The following is an 18,003-nucleotide window of genomic DNA, read 5'->3' as shown; positions in this document are numbered from 1 at the left end:
CGCGCATCACGCTGAACACAATTGGTAACTCAATGCTACACCCATGCCAGAAACGGCCTTTATTCGCTATTAATTTAATAGCTTAAAGCGCTTAATTGACAAGCGCTGTAGGGTTTTTACCCCAAAATTGCGCCGCGACGCGCCCTTACAGATGCGGCCAAGCCTTCCAGTACGGGTACCGTCTGCGCCATGCTGATGCAGGCGTCGGTCACCGACACGCCGTGCACCAGCGGCTGGCCGGCAACGATGTCCTGCCGGCCTTCCTGCAGATGGCTTTCGATCATCAGCCCGGTGATGCGTGCATCGCCCGCCGCAATCTGCGCCGCCACATCGGCGGCCACATCGATCTGGCGGCGGTGCTGCTTGCTGCTGTTGGCATGCGACACGTCGACCATCACCTGCTCGCGCAGGCCCGAAGCTTTGAGCAGCGTGCAGGCCGCATCCACGTCGGCCGCACTGTAGTTGGGTTGCTTGCCGCCGCGCAAGATGACGTGGCAGTCGTTGTTGCCGCGTGTCTCGAAGATCGCGGCCTGGCCCATTTTGGTCATGCCCATGAACGCGTGCGGTGCCTCGGCCGCCTGGATGGCGTCGCTTGCGACCTTCACCCCGCCGTCAGTGCCGTTTTTGAAGCCCACCGGGCAGGAAAGCCCGCTGGCCAGCTGCCGGTGGCTCTGGCTTTCCGTCGTGCGGGCGCCGATCGCGCCCCAGCTCACCAGGTCGCTGATGAACTGCGGGCTCAGCAGGTCGAGGAATTCGGTGCCCACCGGCAGGCCCAGCGCCAGCACGTCCAAGAGCAGCGCACGCGCCATCTCCAGCCCTTCGTTGATGGCGAAGCTGCCGTCGCGGTGCGGGTCGTTGATGTAGCCCTTCCAGCCGACCGTGGTGCGTGGCTTTTCAAAATACACGCGCATGACGATCAACAGGTCGGCCTGCAGCGCATCGGCCTGCGCCTTCAACTGGCGTGCGTATTCCATGGCCTGTTCATGGTCGTGGATGGAGCACGGCCCCACCACCACGATCAGCCGGTCGTCCTGGCCGTGCAGCACGCGCGAGATGGCGGCGCGGCTGGCTTCGACCAGCGCCAGTGCGGCATCGGGCGTGGGCAGCCATTCCTGCAGCAGGGCGGGTGTGAGCAGCGGGCGCACCGCGCCGATGCGGGTGTCGTCGATGCGCGTGGTGTCGTGGGTGGAAAGCGGCGTGGCGGGGCGGTGGGCGTGGGTTGTCATAACCCGCGATTGTCGCGCGGGGCCGCAGGTGGCGGTTTGCCGTGTATCAGGGCCGGCGGAATGCCGTGGGCTGGCGCGACCAGTAACCGGAGGTCATGCGGTCCAGCCGCACCGTGCCGCCGGTGGAGGGCGCATGCACGAAGCGGCCCTCACCCACGTAGATGCCCGCATGCGTGGGCCGGCCCGAGCCGAACACCACCAGGTCGCCCGTGCGCAGCTCGTCCGCATCCACCCGTTCGCCGAAGTCGCTGAGCTGCGCCACCGTGCGCGGCGGTGCCACGCCGGCGCGGCTGGTGTACACGTAGCCGATCAGGCCGCTGCAGTCGAAGCCGCCCTCGGGCGTGTTGCCGCCGTAGCGGTAGGGCGTGCCCACCAGGCCCAGCGCGTGGATGGCGATGTCGCTCGACTGATCGGGCGTGAGCCGCGAATAGGTGATGGTGCGCGCCGCCCGCCGCGGTGGCGCGGAACCGCAGCCCGCCAGCAGCAAGGGCACCGACAGCAGGGCGGCGGAAAAGAAGCGGCGGGAAAGGGCGGCGTCACGCATGGCCGCCAAGGTTAGCGGATGCGGCCCGGGCGACGCGCGCCCAGGGCTTTGCAGATGTGACTGTCAGAACATCAGAACGTTTTCAGGCCGCAGCCGCGTCCTTCGCAGAACGACCATGCCGTGCGACCAGCCGATTGGCTGCGCTGACCACCGCCTGGATCGACGCGGTGACGATGTTGTGGTGCAGGCCCACGCCAAAGGTGGCGCCGGGCTGGCCGTCCATGCCGGCTTCCACCAGCGCGAAGGCCTGTGCATCTGCACCGCCGCCGGTGGCACGCTCTTCATAGCCGTGCACGCGCAGCGGCAGGCCCAACGCATCCACTGCGGCATCGATGGGCCCGTTGCCCTGGCCCTGCAGGGTCTGCCGCGCGCCATCGATGGTCACGTCGATCTCGATCCTCTGGCCGTCGTTCGCCAGCCGGTGCGCGTGATAGTGCACGGCACCCGGCGCCTGCGCGGGCGTGCGCAAGTATGTCGCCTGGAACAGGTCCCACAGCGCGGCGCCGGTCATCTCGCCGTCGCTCGTGTCGGTGTGGCGCTGCACCACCGCGCTGAATTCCACCTGCATGCGGCGCGGCATCACCACACCGCGCTCGCGTTCCAGCAAGAAGGCGATGCCGCCCTTGCCGGACTGGCTGTTCACACGGATCACGCTGTCGTAGGTGCGGCCCAGGTCGGCCGGGTCGATGGGCAGATATGGAACTTGCCACAGGCCGTTGGCATCTTGCGCGGCAAAGCCCTTCTTGATCGCGTCCTGGTGCGAGCCCGAGAACGACGTGAACACCAGGTCGCCTACATACGGGTGGCGCGGGTGGATCGGCAACGCCGTGCATTCCTCGGCCACACGGGCGATGGCGTTGATGTCGGAAAAATCGAGCCCGGGGTGCACGCCCTGGGTGTAGAGGTTGAGCGCCACCGTCACCACGTCGAGGTTGCCGCTGCGCTCGCCATTGCCGAAGAGGCAGCCTTCCACGCGCTGCGCGCCGGCCATCATGGCCAGCTCGGCAGCGGCCACGCCCGTGCCCCGGTCGTTGTGGGGATGTACCGACAGCACGACGTGTTCACGGGGGGTGAGGCGCCGGTGCATCCACTCGATCTGGTCGGCGAAGATGTTGGGCGTGGCGTTTTCCACCGTGGTCGGCAGGTTGATGATGATCTCGCGCCCCGGGCCCGTGCCCCACGCGGCGATGGCTGTCTGGCAGGCCTGCAGCGACACCTCCAGCTCGGTCGCGCTGAAGCATTCGGGCGAATACTGCAGCGTCCATTGCGTCTCGGGCCGTGCGTCGGTCAGGCGCTTCAGGTGCGACACGTGCTGGGTGATGAAAGCCATCACCTCGGGCACCTCCATGCCGAACACCACGCGGCGCCAGACCGGCGCGGTGGCGTTGTAGAGGTGCACGATGGCGCGCGGCGCGCCTTTCACGGCTTCTACCGTGCGCTCGATCAGGTCGGAGCGCGACTGGGTCATCACCATGAGGGTGACGTCATCGGGCACCAGGTCTTCGTCGATCAGGCGGCGCACGAAGTCGAAGTCGGTCTGCGACGCGGCGGGAAAGCCCACCTCGATCTCCTTGAAGCCGATGCGCACCAGCTCCATGAAGAGCTTCATCTTGCGCTCGCCGTTCATGGGCTCGAAGAGCGCCTGGTTGCCGTCACGCAGGTCCGTGGACAACCAGATGGGTGCGCGCGTGATGGTGTTCGACGGCCAGGTGCGGTCGTTCAACGCGATGGGGGCAAAGGCCTGGTACTTGGTGGAAGGCTGGGCAATCATGAGGGGCTCCGCGAATCGGGGGCTGGCGGCAGTCGGTCGACGCCAGCGCTGAACACATTGGGGGTAAGAACCGGTCGACTGTCTCCCTGCAGCCCTTCACGCATGTGAAGGCTGGTTCGCGGGCCGGGGTCAGGGGAGAAGTCGGTGTTGCGCTGGAATCAGGCAACGAAAGAAGCGAACGCAGGCAGACCCCGGCCAGGCACTAGGTGGCCTAGCGATAGCGTGGGTAGGGAGTAGCGGCGTTGCATGGCTGTGATCCTAGCACAGGGTTTTGCGCGGTGCCTAGGCCGTCGCGCCCTGCGCCGTGAAGGTCTGGCCCATACGGCGATAGACCACGCACCACACGAACAGGTACAGCACCACGGCCAGCGCCGCTGCGGCCAGCGCCAGGCTTTCGGGCGTATGGAAGGCAAAGCGCCAGGCCCAGTACAGCTCGGCAAACCCCATGAAGACCAGCGTGCCGAGGCCAGCCCACAGGCCCTCTTCGCGCCAGGCGGCCAGTACGACACCGGCATGGCAGGCGATTGCCAGCACGCTCAACACGAAATGCGCCATCAGCGCCACAGCGGGTGTAGCCCACCGGCGGTGCTGCGGGTGTTGTTGCTGCGGCGCGCGTGCCGGCCGCAGCGACAACTGCGCGGCCATGGCGTGGAATGCCGGGGCTGGCACGGCAGGCCGTGGCTTGGCGGGTGGCGCAGCGCCGTTCAGCGACAGTGTGGACAAGGACGGCAGCACGATGCGGGGCGGGGCGGCGACAGCAGTCGCAGCAACGCTGAGCTCTTCAGCCCGCGAGGGCGCGGGATTGGAGCGCGGCGCGTGCCTGTCGGCCGGCCTGTTGCGCGCATGGATGGCGTTGCGTGCGGACTGGGCGGCCTGCAGTGCGGCGGTGCTGGGTGCAACCATCAGCCACAGCTCCCACCAGGCGTCGCCATCGCCCGGCGGCGTGCCCTGCGCGCTGCGCCGGGCATACAGGCTCAGCCAGAGCTGGCGCGTACCGTTTTGTGTCGTGTGGGGGTCGCCTGCCGCCACGGGCTGCGCCAGCGGCAGGGGCCAGGCCAGCAGGTCTTCGCCCTCAAAGGTCTGCGGCGCAGCATGGTCGGGCTGCTGGTCGGGCGTGCCATGGCGTTGTCCCAGGTGTTGTGCCAGCACGCGGCGTCCTTCACGCAGCATGCGTTCGCGCTCCGGCGCCAGGAAGGCGTACGTGGCCTGGTGCGCTTCGCCGAGCGTGGCGCGCAGCACGCGGCGCACGGCGACGGTAGCGCGGCGGTCGGCGTCATCGCCGGTGATCGAGGGGTCGATGTCTGCGCTGCGAACCGTGTCCGACAGCTCGGCCTCGTCAGTGCGGAACTGCCCGGCAGCCAGTGCGTGCAGGCGTCGCTCGGCCGTGGCGGCCAGGGTGCACGCCAGTGTGGCGACCTGGTCCACGCCGGTGATGCCTTGCAGCAAATCGACCAGCGGCGCGTGGAAGAAGGGGCGGGGCGGCCAGCAGTTGTCGCGCGGGGCGCTGTGCCACAGCAGCCTGCCTTGCGCGTCCAGCAACGCGGCCTGCTGGCCGTCGTAGTGCGCGCGCCAGGCCACAGCGCCGTCGCCGTCCACCCAGGCGAGTTGACCTTCGTTGGTGTGAAAGGCCACCAGCGCGGTGCCCGGCTGCGGCGGCGGCAGCCAGCCTTCGGCCCCGGTCAGCGGCTCCAGCAGGCCTGCGGGCGCGGGCACGAAGCGGCCGTCCGCGTGCAGCAGGCCCCAGGCGCCATGGGCCGCGCCCTGCGTTGCCAGGCCCATGCCACGCGCGCCTTCCTCCTGCAGCGGCTTAGGCGCGCGGCGCACGACGGCCATGCAGCCGCCGGCGCGAAAAGCCGTGCCGTAGCTCCAGTAGGCCGATGCATGGCGATCGCTCGCCGCAGCGGCTTGGCCTTCGTCTGCGGGCAGCGCGCGTTGTGCAACCCGGTAGCGGGTGCCTTCGTCATCGCTGTGGTCGGCCGCCAGGCCGCAGGCCATGTGGCGCGACAGATGCGGGCCGCCATGCAGCACGACGCGGCCCTGCGTGTCGATATAGCCGTGGCCGTCCCGGGCGGCATCGGGTTCGGCGAAGAAAGCCATGCCCTCTTCGTTGAACGCCTCCAGCCGCGGGTACCGGGGCGGCAGCACCCAGGTGCCGCAGGCGTCCAGCAGGCCGTAGCTGTGGCCGTCCATCGAAGCCGGCACCACGGCCTGGTCTTCGAAGTCACGCGCATGCCGCAGTCGCGGGGCGATGACCCACTGGCCCGCTGCATCCACATAGCCCATGGCGCCGTGCTGGCTGGCGCGCGCCAGGCCCTGTGCGCCGAAAGGCCCCAGGTCTTCAAAGACCGCGTCGCAGGCGAATTCGCCGTCCTGCCGCACGATGCGCCAGGCGGCGTTGCCGGTCTTGACGGCTGCGAGCCCCCCGCGCATGGGGCGGGCGTCGTCAAAGCGGGGGGTGATGAGTACGCGGCCGGCGGTGTCCAGATAACCCCAGAGTCCCTGGTCGCAAAAGCGGGCCACGCCGTCGCTGGAAAAACTGCGCGCGTTGTCCAGCGTGGGTGGCACGCGCCAGGCACCTTCGCCGTCGATGTAGCCCCAGCGCTCGTCGCCGGCCTGTGCGGCGGCGATCCAGCCGCCGGCGCCATCGGGCACGAAACGCAGCACCTGGCACAAACCGCCGGTCGGCTCGATAGCGCGGTCGCCCTGCACGATCAGCAACGCATGCGCCTGGTCATCGGCCTGCAGCGGAATGCGCACTAGCCGGGGTGGTGCATGCGTGTGATCGTTCATGAAGCTCGGTTCCTCCGCTGGGGATCGTAGTCATGGCCCCCGGCAGGGCGGTAACCATTTGCACGGCGCACCCAGGTGTGGCGTGAGGTCCACGGTCAAGGGTTCGACCCCAGTGCCATGGCCTGCACGTGCCGCTTGCCGCGCACCTGCGGCCCGGTGTTATCGATACAGTCCTTGCAACGCGCACACATAGACGCTGGCACAGGCCGCCAGCGCGCACGGCACGGCGGCTGACGGTGCTTCGCCGATGCGAAGATCGCTCAAACTTCAAGCCAAAGAGGCCTCTAGCGCTTATCTATCAAGCGCTTATTGCTATTAAATTAATAGCAAATGAGGTCTGCCAGCCAGGCGCTTCGGGGGTTAAGCAGGCAAGGCCACGGCCGCAGGTGCCGCTGCAACACGGGCGTAGCCCGCCAGCAGCGCACCCACCTTGGGCCGGGCGCAACGCTGCAGCGTGCTGAGCAGCGCGTGACAGGGCTCGGCCACGTGCCAGCGCTGGCGCAGGTCGTGCTGCATGCGCGCCAGCAAGGCAGCGGCCATCTCGGCGTCGGCCAGCGCCCGGTGGGCGCGGCCGGCGCGCGGCAGACCCAGGTGGTCCACGATGGAGCCGAGCTTGTGGCTGGGCGATTCAGGGTAGAGCCGGCGCGACAGCAGCACGGTGCAGGCGAATGCATGCGGCGCACCCACGCCGGCCAAGGCCAGTTCAGCGCACCAGAACTTGCGGTCGAACGCGGCGTTGTGCGCCACCATGGGCGCATCGCCCACAAAGCGCGCGGCCTCGCGCATCACGCCTTCGGCATCGGGCGCGGCGGCCACCATGGCGTTGGTGATGCCGGTCAGCTGCGTGATGAAGGGCGGAATCCACACGCCCGTGCGCAGCAGGCTTTGAAAGCGGTCCACCACCTGGCCGCCCTCCAGCAGCACGATGGCCACTTCGGTGGCGCGTGCGCCCTGGGCAGGCGTCATGCCCGTGGTTTCGAAATCGATGACGGCGATGAGGGGAGACTTCGGCATGGCGGGCGATTGTCCATGCCTGCGCCCATCATTGCAGTGCCACGCACATAAAACCCCGCCTGCCGGCACGTGGAGTGCGCGCCGGCGGGGCGGGGTTTTTTTAAGTGCGGAATCAGTTCGCGGTGATCGTGAGCGAAGGCAGTTGCGTTACCCGCGGCACGTCAGCGTGCCGCCTTCAACCGGCGCCACGCCCGCCGCCTCCGGTGGAGGGCCCGCCACCACCCTGGCGCGATTGGACCTGGTTGCCACTGCCGATATGCGCATCGCGGTCGTTGCGGCTTTCGGGCGTGCGGCGTCCCTCGTTCTTTTGCGTCGGGTCCTGGTCACCCTGGCGGTTGTGATCGTTCTCGACCTTGCCTGCTCCGGGTTCCTGCTTGTCGTTGTCGGCCATGCATGTCTCCTTGAAGTGGAAGAAAGAAAGAAGAAAAAACGGAAGAAAGCGAATCGCCCGGCGCACGGTGTGGTCGCAGGGCGATTTCAGGCTATCAACCCAGCGTGAGTTCCTTGTGCTCGCCCATGCCCGTCGGCGGCTTGCCCGTGATGGCGGCAGTGGCCATCTTGAACAGCTGCAGCATCTTGTTTTCCTTCACATCCCAGTACTCGGCGTGGTCGATGTGAATGGACAGCAGCGCCAGATTGGGGTCGGTCACGCCGTCAGGAAACCAGGCCTTGGCCATGGGCGACCACAGCGCTTCCTTCTTGGCCTGGTCTTCGATAAACGAAGCATTGCCCGACAGCGATACGTAGCTGTCGTCGCCTGGGTCAGCGTAGGTCACGTTGACCTGGTTGTCGCGCTGCAGACGGCTGTAGATCTCGCCATTCTTGGGAATGAAGAAGTACAACTGCGACTGCTCGTCGATGTCCTTGTTCTGCGTGGTCAACGGGTGCGCATGCAGCTGGCCGTTGTCATGCCGGTGCGTCAGCATGCCGAAGCGAATGTCCTTGATCAGCTTCCACAGCGTGGCGTGGGGCGTGTCTTTGTTGTCGCTCATGCGCAGTCTCCGGTGATGGGTGAATGAAACAGAAGGCTGCGGGCAACATGCGCCGCAGCGGTTCATTCACTGTAGGCCGGGGAAAGATGCGCATGGGTCGGTGGGCGGCCCCGTAGCCTGTGGGGCGCGTCCGACAGGCTGCGGGGTGGCAGGCCTTCTGCTGTGCGCGTTGGCCCTGCCTATAGCGCAATTCTCAAGCCTTCTTGAGAAACTCCGACTTCAGCAGCAGGCTGCCCAGATCGGTCTTGCAGTCCACGTTGTGGCCGTCGGCACCGTCCACCAGGCGGATGCCTTTGATCTTGGTGCCCTTCTTCAGCGTGGCGCCAGCGCCCTTGACCTTCAGGTCCTTCACCAGAATCACCGCATCGCCATCGGCCAGCGGGTTGCCGTTGGCGTCGTGCACCACGCCATCGGCCGCGTCACCCCCATCGTCGCCAGGGGCCTCGCTGCCGCCGATGGGCCATTCATGCGCGCAGTCGGGGCAGATGTAGAGCGGGGCGTCCGGGTAGGTGTTGTTCAGGCCGCATTGCGGGCAGGCGGGGGTCGTGTCAGGCATGTGTCAAGGTAGCAGGTGAAGGAGAAAAAGCAGGCGGCACGGCGCTATGCCGGCATGCGCCGTTCCAGCGTGAAGGGCGGCAGGCCTTTGAGCAGTCGCTGGCCGTACGAGGTGCGCACCAGGCGCTTGTCGTAGCAGTACACGTGGGCGCGGTCTTCTTCGGTGCGGATGGCGCGGCCCACCCATTGCGCCAGGCGAATGGCGGTGGCCGGCACCACCAGTTCGCTGAACGGGTCGCGCCCTGCCGCGCGCAGCCATTCGGCGCGGGCCTCGCCCACCGGGTCGTCGGGCGGGGCGAAGGGCAGCTTGGTGATGAACAGCGATTCGCACAGCGCGCCGGGCAAGTCCAGCCCTTCGCCGAACGACTGCATGCCGAAGATGATGGACGGCTCGCCTTCGGCCACGCGCTCGCGGTGGCGCGCCAGCAGTTGCGGGCGGGGCAGGGCGGTCTGCACCAGCACGGCGCTGCGCATGGCGGTGGGCAGCGCATCGACGGCCTGGCGCATCTGGTCGCGCGAGGTGAACAGCACCAGCGCGCCGGATTCAACCATGGCCAGGTCGCTCAGCAGCGCATCGACCATCTCGGCGGTGAAGGCCTGCGCCTCGCGCGGGTCGGCCAGGGTTTCGGTGGCCACCAGCGTGCCCTGCAGGGCGTAGTCGAAGGGGCTGGGCACTTCCAGCGTGGTCACGGCGGCATCGCCGTGCAGCCCCGTTTCACGCAGAAAGAAGTCGAACTGCCCGCAGCTGGTGAGCGTGGCAGACGTCAGCACCGCCCCGCGCACGCTGGCCCACAGATGATGGCGCAGTGTGTTGCCCGGCAGCACCGGGCTGGCATGCGCTTTCACGACGATGAAGTCGCCATCGACCTGCAGCGTGAACCATTTGGCGGCGGGCACGGCACCTTCGGGCGCGTCCTGCAGCAGCAGCTGGGCGGTGGCGTGCACGCCCTCCAGCCGGGGCGCCAGCGCGCCGATCTGCGCGTACAGCGTGGACAGGCGCCGCGCCTCGTCGGGCTTGTCGCGGATCTCGGCACGCAAGGCCTTGGAGATGGCGCGCAGCGCGTCCAGAAAGCCCTCGGCATGGTGCGCGGCCTGGCCGAGTGGCTCGACCAAAGCCGCCGGCAGCACGCCGCCCGCCACGCGGGCGCGGGTCGGCACGCCGGGCGCCTGCGCCCGGGCGCGGCCGCCCCAGGCGGGGCGGGGTGCGCGCAGTTCGTCGCCGTACACGTCCATTGCCAGCCTGGCCGCGTCTTGCAAGGCGGTGCGCAGGCGGGCGGCGTGGGCAGGCACGTCGGCAATCTCTTCGACCTCGACCAGCGCACCGATGCGCAACGCGCGGCTGGCGAGCTTGTCGATCCAATTCAGCCGGCTCAGGTCGGCCTCGCAGGCGAACTGCTGCAGCGCGGTGGCGGGCAGGTGGTGCGCTTCGTCCAGCACCAGCAGGCAGTTGTCCAGCTCGGGCAGCAGGCGCGCCCCGATGGAAGACAGCAGCAGGTCGTGGTTGGCGACGATCACCTGCGCGGCCACCAGCGCCTTGCGCCGTTCGTAATAAGTGCATTGGCTGAACACCGGGCAGTGCTTGCCGGTGCAAGAGCTGGATTCAGCCGCCACGGGGCTCCACACCTCGGGCTCGGGCGGGGCCTGCAGGGTGTCGCGGTCGCCGTCCCATTCGCTGGTCGACAGCGCGTCGGCCATGGTGGCGTAGAACTGCATGCGCGCCTGCGATTCCTGGTGCGGGCGGCGTGCGTTGGCCTCGGCCTCTTCGTCGGCGAACAGGTCGTCGTCGTGCCCGTCGCCGCCGTCACCGCCAGCGGTGCCACCACCGGCCAGGCGCTCGAGCTTGAGCTTGCACACATAGCGGCCGCGCCCCTTGGCCAGGGCGAAGCGAAAGGGCTGCTCCATGCGCGCGGCCAGGGCGGGCAAATCCTTGTTGACCAGCTGTTCCTGCAGCGCCACCGTGGCGGTGGAAATCAGCACGCGCGTGCCGCGCTCCAGCGCCATGGCAATGGCCGGCACGCTATAGGCCAGCGACTTGCCAACACCCGTGCCGGCCTGCACCACGGCAATGGAGCGGATGGGTGCGGGCGCCGGTGCAGCGCCGTCACCGTCCGTGTCTTCCACCTTGCCCAGTTGGGCGTGCGAGAAGGTATGGGCCACCTGTTCGGCCATGCGGCGCTGCCCGGCACGGCTGCGAAACCCCCCCGTGGCCGACACCACCGCATCGAAAGACTTCAGGGCCTGGGCGGCCCACTCCTGTTGAGACATACAGTAGTGTGACACGGCCCGCGGGCGCCGACGCGACAGCCGGCCAGCGCGCTTGCCTACAGCTCCCGCACGGCGGCACTTCTACGATGGTGGCCTGCCATTCGAAAGGCCAATGCAATGACCCGCCCCACACCTGACTCTGCCACCGCAACCGATCCGGAATCCAAGACACCGCCCGACGCGACCGCCACGTCGGTTCAGCGATCAGTGGACACCACGCGCAAGGATGTGCCGACCGACCCCGACAAGCAGGGTGAGGAAGGATCGGCACCCTTGATGCCGCACGAGCGTGACCAATCCGTCGGCATGACGGACGGCCAGCCTGACGCCAACGTGGAACAGGCTTACCGCGACGTCAAGCGTGGCCTGCAGGACACCGACCGAGGCCTCCCAGCGCACAACGCTTACCAAAAGCAGAAGTAGCACGCCGAAGCCTCGGCGAAAAAGCCGCCAGCACCTTGCACAGGTGTTGGCGGCTTTTTCGCAGGTTCAGGCGCTTGGGGTTTTGCGCCTCGGCCTGTTCGATGTGTGAGCGGGTATCTTCGCCCAACCCAGTGATGCTATTTAATTGATAGCTGGCAGCGCTTATTCAGTAAGCGCTATCGCCCAATTTGATGAATTTTTTGGTGGCATTCCCGCTCAGGCCATCAATTCTGCAGCGTTGCAGTCAGCGTCACTTCGGGCACGCCCGTGAGTGCCTTCGACAGCGGGCAGTTGGCTTTCGCTTCGTTGGCGATCTTCTGAAACTGCGCTTCATCGATGCCCGGCACCTTGGCTGTCAGCGTCAAGGCGATGCGGTCGATCTTGAAGGCGTCGCCGTCTTTGGCCAAGCGAACCTTGGCGGTGGTGTCCACCGTTTCCGTCGCGATGCCTGCTTTGTCGCAAGCGAACGAGAAAGCCATGGTGAAGCAGGCGGCGTGCGCGGCGCCGACGATTTCTTCCGGATTGGTGCCCTTGCGGTCGTCGCCGAAGCGGCTGGCGAAGCCGTAGGGATAGCCATCGAGCGCGCCGGTTTCGGTGCTGATCTTGCCCTGGCCAGCCTTGCCGGCGCCTTCCCAATGCACGGATGCGGATTTTTCAGCGGACATGTATTGAACTCCTGGTGCGTGGAAAAAACGGTGCAGGCGCCTTCCAGCGCCAACCCCGCATCACACCACCGCGCCTGGTGCGGGTCTGTCGGACGTGGCCGCGCGGCCCTGTGGCGCACCGGGCCGCGCGCTGGCCGCTCGCGCTCAGGCCCGGCGCACCATGCAGAACGCATCGAAGAGGCTCCGCACGGCGCACAAGGCGCAGCCGGTGCATTCGTCAGCGCAATGCGCCAATCGATCGCGTGCCATTCCACAGGCCTGGTCCGGAGGCACCTCCCGGTGACAGCGGCGAGCACACGCTCACACACCCGCCGCAGCCAGTCTGGCGGAGAGTGCCGATGCAGTGGTTTGCAACGCCTGAAACGGCTTCCCAATGTTGACAACAAACGCTTACCGGTGGTCTCAGGATTCCTACGTCGCCGTCGGATCGCTCCTACCTCAAAGGCTTTAGGCGACCATGCAAATTTGTTGGGCACGCGGAGATCGCCGCGTGTTTTTTCACCTAGAAATCAAGGAGTTATCAACATGCCAAGCAACAATCCACAAGGTCACAACCAGCACACCAACCAAGGCGGCAACCAAGGCGGCCAGGGCAATAACCAAGGCAGCCAGTCGTCCGGTCGTGGCTTTGCGTCGATGGACTCTGATCGCCAGCGCGAAATCGCGGCAGAAGGCGGCCGCGCGGCGCATGCCTCTGGCAATGCCCACGAATTCAATTCCCAGGAAGCTCGAGAAGCCGGCTCCAAGAGCCATGGTGGCCAAGGTTCCAATAACACCTCCGCCTCTTCGAGCAACAGCAACAGCAACAGCAACAGCAACTCGGGCGGTACCCGTGGCGGCAGCAGCGAACAGCATGCACGTGCAGGCAGCCAAAGCCACAAGAATGACCGCTAATGCCGGTTGACCCTGCGAAGGCCCGCAAGGGCCTTCTTTTTTGCCTGACCGGGCACCCGGGCTGCGCCGGTCATCCGCAACGCGAGCGCTCCGGCCGGGTGCGCCATGCACTCATCGCTGGGTGCCGGCAGCGGAGATCCACCCGGTGAGAGGACCGGTCCAATGGACTAAATGGCAGAGCCTGCAGCGCCAGCCGTTGCGTTCGCCGCCTCCCCCAGCAACCGTGCTTCGCCCACCGGTAACAGTTCCATGTGATCGTTTGCAAAGGCCGGCACAAAGCCCAACTGGCCGCGGATCTTCCGGAACGGCGTGGCGAACTTTTCCATCATGGCCGCCGTTACCTTGTCGAAGAACGCCTGGTGCGATCCTTCGACGGAATAAGGCGCTTCTAATTGGTTCCAGCGCACTCGCCACTGGGTGCGCCCACGCTGCACGCCAATGCGCACATGCTCGTCCAGGCAGTGGCCCTCGGACTTGAAGAACAGCGTCAATCCGAAGTACAGAAACCCGTCATCGCCCACCTGCAGACGCGGCGACAGCGTGGTGCCCTCATCGCGCAGGCGGTCCAGCCGTTCATCGAGCACATGAAATTCCACATCGGTGGACTTGGCGCCCAAGTACAGGATGAAATCGACCCGCAGGCGCTCGGCGAACACCTTGCATTCTTCCTTGTACTGCTCGAAATCGTGGCACCAGGCGATTGCCTTGGCGTGCATGGCCTGAAACACGGTTGCCGGGGCGCCGGCGGCAATGGAGGCAGGAGACAGAGTGGTTGCCATCGAACGCATTCCTCTCGAGGGGACCGGTGTGGCCTGCGAAGGCGGTCACGCAGAGATGCGGCATTGGCTGCCGCTCTCGCGTTGCCGTCAAGGTCCGGTCCGGTTGGCGGATGAAGCGGCCCTGGGCATCGGTGCGCGCGTGGGGCCGCGCGTTAGGCGTTCCATCATACGAAGCCGCGCGCCACGGCGCTGTAGGACGGTCCAAGGCATGCGCCCCGCTGCGCTGAGCACTTGCGGGCCGTGCTTTCAGCGCGGGGGCCGGCCTTGGGAAGCGGGGCCATAAGCGCAGTAGCCAGGCTTGGGGCTTTTGGTCTTGGGGTGCAGCCGGCAGGTGTCCGGCCGCTGCTCATACACAGTGCAGCGCCGGGTTATCGCGTTCAGAAAATGGCAGTCGCCACTGGCGCGCCGCGCCATCGTGAACATTACGTTCTTGTGATTGAAGTGGTCGATCAGCCGTGCCTTTTGCAGCCGCTTGGCGATGTGCCGTGGTTCTTCATGTTCTGCCTCAAACGCATCCACCAACCCCAGACGCACCAGGTCGGACAGCTGCACTTCCAGCGGCATCGTGCAGCAGTTGGCCGCGCACGATTCACAAAGGCCTGCGCGGTAGCGGGTCCACGTGTCAAGGCGGTCGACGTCAACGATGGCAATGGGGGAGCGCATGGGGTTGCGATTGTGCCTGGGCGGGTGGCAGCCCAGGTGAGACCGCATCCGCTGCCATCGACGCCACACGTCGGCGCGAGGCGCAGCGCCTGCCATGAACACGGTCTGCCCAACTGTCGCCGCGTTTGGCGCTTGGCCTACGCGAGCGTGGCACAGCGGTGGGGAACATGAAGTCTCGGATATGTCCACCCACACCTACAGGAGACCATCATGAATGCACCCCAAGACCTCAACCGCGACCGGAACCTTGACCCCATCACCAACGCGCCTGGCGCCCATCCCATCGGCACTGGCGTTGGTGCCGCAGGCGGCGCAGTCACGGGCGCTGCCGCTGGCTCTATTGGCGGCCCCGTTGGCACTGCTGTGGGCGCTGTGGTCGGCGCTGTCGTGGGCGGCTTGGCCGGCAAGGGCGCGGCCGAAGCCGTCAACCCGACGGAGGAAGACGCCTACTGGCGCGACGCCCATGGTCGCGAGCCGTACTACTCAAGTGATTACACCTATGACGACTACGCGCCCGCCTATCGCCACGGCTACCAGAGCGTGATCGATGGCCGCAGCGACTGGAACGAAGCCCGTGGTGATCTGCAAACACGCTGGGAAACCGACCGCGATACCAGCCGCCTGAACTGGAAGGATGCGGAGCCTGCGGCCAAGGCTGCCTGGGAACGGGCGGACCGGATCTGGAAGCAGACGAAGCAGGAGTGAGTTCTGCTCCCTAGGCTTGCGAGGGTAAAAGCTCTACGGACACTCAACCAGGAGATAGTGCTGCATTCGGCAATTGCTGAGCGATAGGTCTGGGGCGACAGCACAATGTGTGCAATCTCTCAGCACAAAGTCCAACGAGTGAGCCCCTCGCACAAAAGCCAGCTAAGCGAAACCGATATCTGCGATCAGTTCATTACGCCTGCGTTGCTAGGTGCAGGCTGGAGCGTTCAGCAGCATATCCTGCGTGAATACACACTACGCCCGGGCCGCGTAGTGGTTCGCGGCCAATCGGCTCAGCGCGACAAGTCTTCCATCTTGCGGGCGGACTACGTGCTGTTTCATAAGCCCAATATGCCCCTGGCCGTGGTGGAGGCCAAAGACGCCAGGCACGCAGTGGGCGCGGGTATGGCCCAGGCCATTCAATACGCGCAATTGCTGGACGTGCCGTTCTGTTTTGCCAGCAATGGCGACGGCTTTGTATTTCGTGACGCAACGCTGGCTGATGGCGTGCTGGAGCGAAACCTCACCCTCGACGAGTTCCCATCCCCCGCCGAGCTATGGGCCAAATATTGCGCCTGGAAGGGCTGGGCGCCGCAGGTGCAGCAGATCGCCGCCACCGACTATTCCCCCAGCAAAACTCCGCGCTACTACCAGATCAACGCCATCAACCGCACGGTAGAGGCCATCGCCGCAGGCCAAAACCGCGTGTTGCTGGTCATGGCCACTGGCACGGGCAAAACCTACACCGCGTTTCAGATCATCCACCGGCTGTGGAAGTCGCCCTGGCGTGCAAACAAACCCGGCGGACAAAAACGCATCCTGTTTCTGGCGGATCGCAACATCCTCATCGACCAGACCATGGTTAACGACTTTCGCCCTTTCAAAGGCGCCATGGCCAAGCTCAGCCCCAACGCCAAAGGGGTGGAGCGCGTGGATGCGCAGGGTCGGGTCACGGTCGAAGACGTGGACCTGGCCGTGAACAAGGCCACCAAGGTGGTGGACAAGAGCTACGAGATTTACCTCTCGCTCTACCAGGCCGTGACAGGCACCGAGGACGAACGCAACATCTATAAGCAGTTCAGCCCCGACTTCTTTGACCTCATCGTGGTGGACGAATGCCATCGGGGCAGCGCAGCTGACGACTCCGCCTGGCGCGAGATCCTCACCTACTTCGCCAGCGCCGCGCAAATCGGCCTGACGGCCACACCCAAGGAGACTGAGGACGTCTCCAACACCGACTACTTCGGCGAGCCGCTCTACACCTACAGCTTGCGGCAAGGCATTGAAGACGGCTACCTCGCGCCCTACAAGGTCGTGCGGGTAGACCTGGACCGCGACACCTTCGGCTGGCGCCCCACCGAGGGCATGCGCGACAAGTTCGGCCACCTCATCGAAGACCGCGTCTACACCGGCACCGACATGAACCGCAAGCTCGTCATGGAGCAGCGCGATGCCGTGGTGGCCGGCAGGATCACCGAATACCTGAAAGCCACCGACCGCTACGCCAAGACCATCGTGTTCTGCGAAGACATCGAGCACGCCACCCGCATGCGCCAGGCGCTCAGCAACGCCAACGCAGACATCTGCGCCACGCAGCCCAAATACGTGGTGCAGATCACTGGCGACAACGCCGAAGGCAAGCGCGAGCTGGACAACTTCATCGACCCCGAGAAGACCTACCCCGTCATCGCCACCACCTCCCGCCTCATGAGCACCGGCGTGGACGCACAAACCTGCAAGCTCATCGTGCTGGACCAGACCATCAAGTCCATGACGCTGTTCAAGCAGATCATCGGGCGGGGCACCCGCCTGCGCGAAGACCTGGGCAAAAGCTGGTTCACCATCCTCGACTTCAAGCGCGCCACCGAACTCTTTGCCGACGAAACCTTTGATGGCGAACCCGTGCAGGTGTACGAGCCCAAGCCCGGCGAGCCCATGGCCCCGCCCCCACTGGTGGAACTCCCCCCATCCGTTCAGCCTGAGCCTGTCGAAGGCCACCCCGACGCGTGGCCCATCACCACCGGCCCTGGTGACGGCGGCGCAAGCAGCGACGAACCCCGCAAATACATCCTGGGCAACAACGTCACCGTCGCCGTGGCGCGCGAGCGCGTGCAGTACCTCAACGCCCAGGGCAAGCTGGTCACCGAAAGCCTGCGCGATTACACCCGCATCAACCTGCGCAAGCAATACGACTCGCTCGACCAGTTCCTGCAAACCTGGCACCAGGCCGACCGCAAGGCCGCTTTGCTGAGTGAGCTGGAGGCCCAAGGGGTGCTCATCGAGGCCCTGGCCGCAGAGGTAGGCAAAGACCTCGACCCGTTCGACCTGCTGCTGCACGTCGCCTACGACCAACCCCCGCTCACCCGCCGCGAGCGCGCCCAGCGCGTCAAAAAGCGCAACGTCTTCACCCAATACGGCCCCGTGGCCCGCAAGGTGCTGGAGGCGCTGCTCGACAAATACGCCGACGAAGGCATTGCCACCATCGAAAGCAACGACATCTTCAAGCTCCAGCCCTTCACCGACCTGGGCAGCCCGGTGGAGCTGGTGCGCAGCTTTGGCGGCCGCCCGCAATACCTTGGTGCGCTTCAGGCGCTGGAGCGCGAGCTGTACGCTACGCACCCAGCCCCTTGATAGTGCCGACAGTGGCGCCCCGAATACTCTGTTTTTGATAGCTGCTAGCGCTTATCCAATAAGCGCTAGAGCCCGTTTTTGCTTAA

General features: G+C 66.1%; 15 protein-coding genes and 1 pseudogene. 4 read left to right on the top strand and 12 right to left on the bottom strand.

The features are described from left to right. Window positions 1-116: 116 nt before the first annotated feature. The 9 genes from RQI28_RS10470 to dinG all read right to left on the bottom strand — a co-directional run bounded on the left by RQI28_RS10470 (window position 117) and on the right by dinG (window position 11,157). Window positions 117-1,226 (bottom strand): 3-deoxy-7-phosphoheptulonate synthase, encoded by a 1,110-nt coding sequence (locus RQI28_RS10470; protein ID WP_311222078.1) that lies wholly within the window; start codon window positions 1,224-1,226, stop codon window positions 117-119. A gap of 46 nt (window positions 1,227-1,272) precedes the next feature. Further along, on the bottom strand, window positions 1,273-1,770 hold the full coding sequence (locus tag RQI28_RS10465; RefSeq protein WP_311222077.1) for a C40 family peptidase: 498 nt from the start codon (window positions 1,768-1,770) through the stop codon (window positions 1,273-1,275). 82 nt (window positions 1,771-1,852) lie between these two features. Next, on the bottom strand, window positions 1,853-3,541 hold the full coding sequence (gene leuA, locus RQI28_RS10460) for a 2-isopropylmalate synthase (RefSeq protein WP_311222076.1): 1,689 nt from the start codon (window positions 3,539-3,541) through the stop codon (window positions 1,853-1,855). Between the two features lie 282 nt (window positions 3,542-3,823). Further along, window positions 3,824-6,331 carry a WG repeat-containing protein gene (locus tag RQI28_RS10455; protein WP_311222075.1) on the bottom strand — a complete coding sequence of 836 codons (2,508 nt, stop codon included), beginning with the start codon at window positions 6,329-6,331 and terminating at the stop codon, window positions 3,824-3,826. 360 nt (window positions 6,332-6,691) lie between these two features. Next, window positions 6,692-7,345, bottom strand: coding sequence for a 3'-5' exonuclease (locus tag RQI28_RS10450; RefSeq protein WP_311230422.1), 654 nt, complete (start codon window positions 7,343-7,345; stop codon window positions 6,692-6,694). 175 nt (window positions 7,346-7,520) lie between these two features. After that, window positions 7,521-7,736 carry a hypothetical protein gene (locus tag RQI28_RS10445; RefSeq protein WP_311223304.1) on the bottom strand — a complete coding sequence of 72 codons (216 nt, stop codon included), beginning with the start codon at window positions 7,734-7,736 and terminating at the stop codon, window positions 7,521-7,523. A gap of 94 nt (window positions 7,737-7,830) precedes the next feature. Further along, a complete protein-coding gene (locus RQI28_RS10440) occupies window positions 7,831-8,337 on the bottom strand; it encodes a pyridoxamine 5'-phosphate oxidase family protein (RefSeq protein WP_311223303.1) in 507 nt (168 codons plus the stop codon). A 193-nt stretch (window positions 8,338-8,530) separates the two neighbouring features. Continuing rightward, window positions 8,531-8,893: a zinc ribbon domain-containing protein YjdM gene (locus tag RQI28_RS10435; protein ID WP_311223302.1), complete on the bottom strand. Its 363-nt coding sequence runs from the start codon at window positions 8,891-8,893 to the stop codon at window positions 8,531-8,533. 44 nt (window positions 8,894-8,937) lie between these two features. Then, window positions 8,938-11,157 carry an ATP-dependent DNA helicase DinG gene (dinG, locus tag RQI28_RS10430; RefSeq protein WP_311223301.1) on the bottom strand — a complete coding sequence of 740 codons (2,220 nt, stop codon included), beginning with the start codon at window positions 11,155-11,157 and terminating at the stop codon, window positions 8,938-8,940. 117 nt (window positions 11,158-11,274) lie between these two features. Here dinG and RQI28_RS10425 point away from each other — a divergent pair, with 117 nt between their 5' ends. Further along, entirely contained in the window at window positions 11,275-11,580 is a 306-nt protein-coding gene (locus RQI28_RS10425) for a hypothetical protein (RefSeq protein WP_311223300.1), read from the top strand. A 224-nt stretch (window positions 11,581-11,804) separates the two neighbouring features. Here RQI28_RS10425 and RQI28_RS10420 read toward each other — a convergent pair whose 3' ends face one another. After that, window positions 11,805-12,245, bottom strand: coding sequence for an OsmC family protein (locus RQI28_RS10420; protein ID WP_311223299.1), 441 nt, complete (start codon window positions 12,243-12,245; stop codon window positions 11,805-11,807). A gap of 525 nt (window positions 12,246-12,770) precedes the next feature. On the opposite strand from RQI28_RS10420, the gene RQI28_RS10415 reads away from it, so the two are divergent. Beyond that, on the top strand, window positions 12,771-13,139 hold the full coding sequence (locus RQI28_RS10415) for a KGG domain-containing protein (RefSeq protein WP_311223314.1): 369 nt from the start codon (window positions 12,771-12,773) through the stop codon (window positions 13,137-13,139). A gap of 167 nt (window positions 13,140-13,306) precedes the next feature. Here the strand turns inward: RQI28_RS10415 and RQI28_RS10410 are convergent, their stop codons facing one another. Then, entirely contained in the window at window positions 13,307-13,918 is a 612-nt protein-coding gene (locus RQI28_RS10410) for a hypothetical protein (RefSeq protein WP_311223298.1), read from the bottom strand. Window positions 13,919-14,164: 246 nt separating this feature from the next. Continuing rightward, on the bottom strand, window positions 14,165-14,581 hold the full coding sequence (locus RQI28_RS10405; protein WP_311223296.1) for a YkgJ family cysteine cluster protein: 417 nt from the start codon (window positions 14,579-14,581) through the stop codon (window positions 14,165-14,167). Window positions 14,582-14,791: 210 nt separating this feature from the next. Here RQI28_RS10405 and RQI28_RS10400 point away from each other — a divergent pair. Both RQI28_RS10400 and hsdR read left to right on the top strand, forming a co-directional pair. Next, window positions 14,792-15,113: pseudogene (locus RQI28_RS10400) on the top strand (hypothetical protein); the annotation flags it as partial. A gap of 311 nt (window positions 15,114-15,424) precedes the next feature. Beyond that, window positions 15,425-17,917, top strand: a complete 2,493-nt coding sequence (gene hsdR / locus RQI28_RS10395) for an EcoAI/FtnUII family type I restriction enzme subunit R (protein WP_311230891.1) — start codon at window positions 15,425-15,427, stop codon at window positions 17,915-17,917. Window positions 17,918-18,003: the final 86 nt, after the last annotated feature.

It is taken from the genome of Acidovorax sp. WCS2018Noco2-16 (genome assembly GCF_031843945.1).
Taxonomy (GTDB): domain Bacteria; phylum Pseudomonadota; class Gammaproteobacteria; order Burkholderiales; family Burkholderiaceae_C; genus Paracidovorax.
Note: the sequence above shows the minus strand (reverse complement) of the source record. Positions and strands in the feature narration are given on the sequence as shown.